The 3,336-nt window shown below is 55.7% G+C and carries 3 protein-coding genes; all 3 read right to left on the bottom strand.

Annotated features, from left to right (window positions below; translation table 11 throughout):
- A partial coding sequence (locus L692_RS0108590; RefSeq protein WP_025698988.1) for an ABC transporter substrate-binding protein occupies positions 1-687 on the bottom strand: 687 nt, incomplete at its 3' end.
- Between the two features lie 286 nt (positions 688-973).
- Positions 974-2,170, bottom strand: coding sequence for a response regulator transcription factor (locus L692_RS0108595; RefSeq protein ID WP_025698990.1), 1,197 nt, complete (start codon positions 2,168-2,170; stop codon positions 974-976).
- Positions 2,163-3,336 (bottom strand): sensor histidine kinase (locus tag L692_RS0108600; protein ID WP_025698992.1); only part of this gene is annotated, 1,174 nt, incomplete at its 5' end. The genes L692_RS0108595 and L692_RS0108600, both read right to left, overlap by 8 nt.

The following is a 3,336-nucleotide window of genomic DNA, read 5'->3' on the forward strand; positions in this document are numbered from 1 at the left end:
GCCGTTAGCGTCCTCCCGGGTTACCAATCCGGCGTAGAAGGCGGTTGTAATCCATTTTTCCTTCGCGAATATGGCCATCGGCGTGTAGCCTGCGGCGGAAAGCTTCTTGGCGGCGTCGGCCAGCTGGTCGACCGTTTTGATCGGCGTCTGAATACCGGCCTTTTGGAAAATCTCCTTGTTATAGTACAGGAGCTGGAACTCAATTCCCGTGTATGGGAAAGCGTACACATGTCCGTCCGGAGCGGTCAGCCGGGATTCGAGACCCGTGTTCAGCTTGGATTTGAAATCGGCGGTCGCCGAATAGCTGTCGAGCAGCTCCACATTCTTCGATTTGGCAAAGGTTTGGAGCGTCGTCCAGTCCGTCTCGTAAATATCGGGCATGTTACCGGTTGCTGCATACGTTTTCAATTTCTGATAGCCGTCCTGCACCGCCTCATCCAGCTTGATTTCCACATTCGGCATTTCTTTCTTCAGCTCTTCCACCGCATAATCGAAAGGCTTGGCAGTATCTTCGTCAAAATGCTGGGCATACACCTTGATCTGAACTTTTTTCGTTCCGTCATCCGCGCCGCCGCTGTTTCCGGAGGAGGCTGAATTGTTCGAATTATTCCCTCCGCAAGCCGTCAGCGAGATCGTCAGGGACAGGGCAGCAAGCGCACTAAGCGCTTTCATATATTTCCATTTCATAATGAATCCCCTTTCTTTTCTTCGTATCCAAATTTATTCTCTTTCTGAAACCGCTATTTGTTAGCGCTTCCAGTCAGGTGATGTCTCTTATTATAGTGAAGCCCGCTGGCACCGGTAAGGGTGAAACCGGGCATAATCGGTAATTTCCGGGACAATAGCGGCCCCGAATATCCGGAATGCTTAGAGAATAGGGGGGGGCTGCTTCCAATTCGTAATTCAGCGGAGAATGGCAAAAAGCGGTCCATTGCGGACCGCTTCATCATGCCTCGACTCTGCCTTCAGACAACTATTCTCCGGTATGCCGAATGCGGATTTCCCGCTGCTCGAACTCCGACGGCGGTATGCCGTAATGCTTTTTAAAGCTTTTGCTGAAATAGTTCGGGTCGGCATAGCCCACTCTTTCAGCGATTTCGGCCAGCTTGACGTTGCCGTCGGCCAGCAGCTCCTTGGCCCGCTTCATTCGGGTATAGGTAATGTAATCCAGGACGGCAATGGCCCCTTCCTTGCGGAATACCTTGCGCAAATAGCTCGAATCGACATACATGCCGCTTGCCACCTGATCCACCGTCAGCTCCGGATCGGAATAGTGCCTGTGAATATAACCTTTAGCCGCCAGAAACAAATTATAAGATTTGGACGGACGGGCATCCGGCCTGTACCCGATAACTTTATCGTACATCCCGGCAATCCAGTCCTCGGCCTCCTCCCAGGAGGCCATCCCCCGAAGACGCTGCTCCGGCGAAGCCGCCGGAGCCCACAGGCTCTCCGGGTTCATGCCGATTTCGCCCGCATGGGACAGACACAGCGAGACATAGCTCATCAGCACGGTGAAAGCGAACCGGTCCCCGGCGCCCCGAAGCCGGAACAGAGCGAGGGTCCGGCCGATTTCGTCCGCAGCGGCCTCATGATCGCGCATCTTCAGCGCCATCAGCAGCGTTTCGTGGGTGCCCGGATGAAGCTCATGCCGGACGGGCGCCGCCCCTTGCTCGAAGGACTCGGAGGATTCATTAAAGAGCGCCCGGACCTTCTGCGTCGCCTGCTCCTCCATGCTGCGCGAGGTCCCCTCATTCCAGCCTGTTTCACGCTTAAGCAGAGTAGCTTCGTCCCGGCGGCGCAGCGTTTCCCTTACCTTGCCCATCATGGCGGTGAACTCCCGCTGGTCAAACGGCTTGAGCAGGTAATCATGAACACCCAGCCTGACCGCCTTCTGGGCATATTCAAATTCGTTATGGCCGGTTACGAAGACAATCAGCAGTCCCGGCACATTGACCTTCAGCTTCTCGGCCAGCTCCAGACCGTTCATATACGGCATGCTGATGTCGATCAGCGCCAAATCGGGCAAGTACCGTTTCGCCTCCTCCAGCGCTTCCCGCCCGTTGGCTGCTTCGCAGCAGATCGTGAAGCCGTGTCCGCTCCAGTCCAGCTTGCTGCGCATGTAATAACGGAACAGCGGCTCATCATCGGCTATCATCACCTTATACATTGCCTTCCATCCCTTCCCCTGGCACCTTGATTTCCATTATCGTCCCTTCTCCCGGCCGGCTCCGTACCGTCAGTCCGTACGGCTCGCCGAAATAGAGCTTGATCCGCTCGTGTACGCTATAGATTCCGATGGATGCGGGCCTGATGCTGCCGGAGGCAAATTGCGTGACCCGCAGCACCTGCTCCGGCGACATCCCGACTCCGTTGTCTTCCACGGAAATCGCCGCGTCTCCGCCCTCTCTCCTTGCCCGGATGACGATCACTCCCTGGCTTCCCTTCGTTTTCAACCCATGGTAGATGGCATTCTCCACGAGCGGCTGCAGCGACAGCTTGGGAACGAGCACGCCCTCCAGCTCTTCGAGGATCTCGATTTCATAGCGCAGCACGTCCGGATTGCGAACCTGCATAATGTTAAGATAATCCCGGACATTGCCAATCTCGCCGGACAGCGGGATCAGCTCATTGCCCTTGCTCAGCACCACCCGGTAGAAATCGGCCAGCGCCTTGGTCGTATCCCGCGCCTCCTCGTTCAGTCCCAGATCGTTAAGAACATAAATCGTATCCAGCGTGTTATATAAAAAATGGGGCCTGATCTGCGCGTGAATCAACGCCAGCTCATACTCCCGCTTGCGGCCCTGCTCCTCGGTTATCGCTTCAAGCAGCTCCTTGATCTGCCGCACCATGGAATTGAAGACCGTGGCGATCAGACCCGTTTCGTCCTGCGTCGTCACCGGCGAGGCGATATTCAGGTCGCCTTCCTTCACCTTCCGCATCGCCTTGGTTACTTGAAGCAAGGGGCTCACAATAATCTTGGACAGCTTCCCCGCGAGCAGCAGCGACAGCAGCAGACATAAGGCGCCGAACGCGAAGGTCAGGGCAAAGTTCCGGCGGATATCACCGTTAAGCGTTTGCAGAGAAACAATGTTCACCAGCCTCCAGTTCAACCTGTCATAAGCGATAACCGTTGCCAGCCTGCTCCCTCCTCCCGAGCCGACAATGTCGGAAACCGGGGTTTTACGCTCCAGAAGACCCGGAGATACGTTTGCCGAGAACGGTTTCAGAAGAAGCTGTTCATTTGGCGAAGAGACGATTCTGCCGGCGCCGTCCACAATATAATATTGCTTGGAGGACGAGTTCTCGCCCATGACCCGCAGAATCGAAGCGAAG

The sequence above is a fragment of the Paenibacillus forsythiae T98 genome (assembly GCF_000520735.1).
Taxonomy (GTDB): domain Bacteria; phylum Bacillota; class Bacilli; order Paenibacillales; family Paenibacillaceae; genus Paenibacillus_AQ; species Paenibacillus_AQ forsythiae.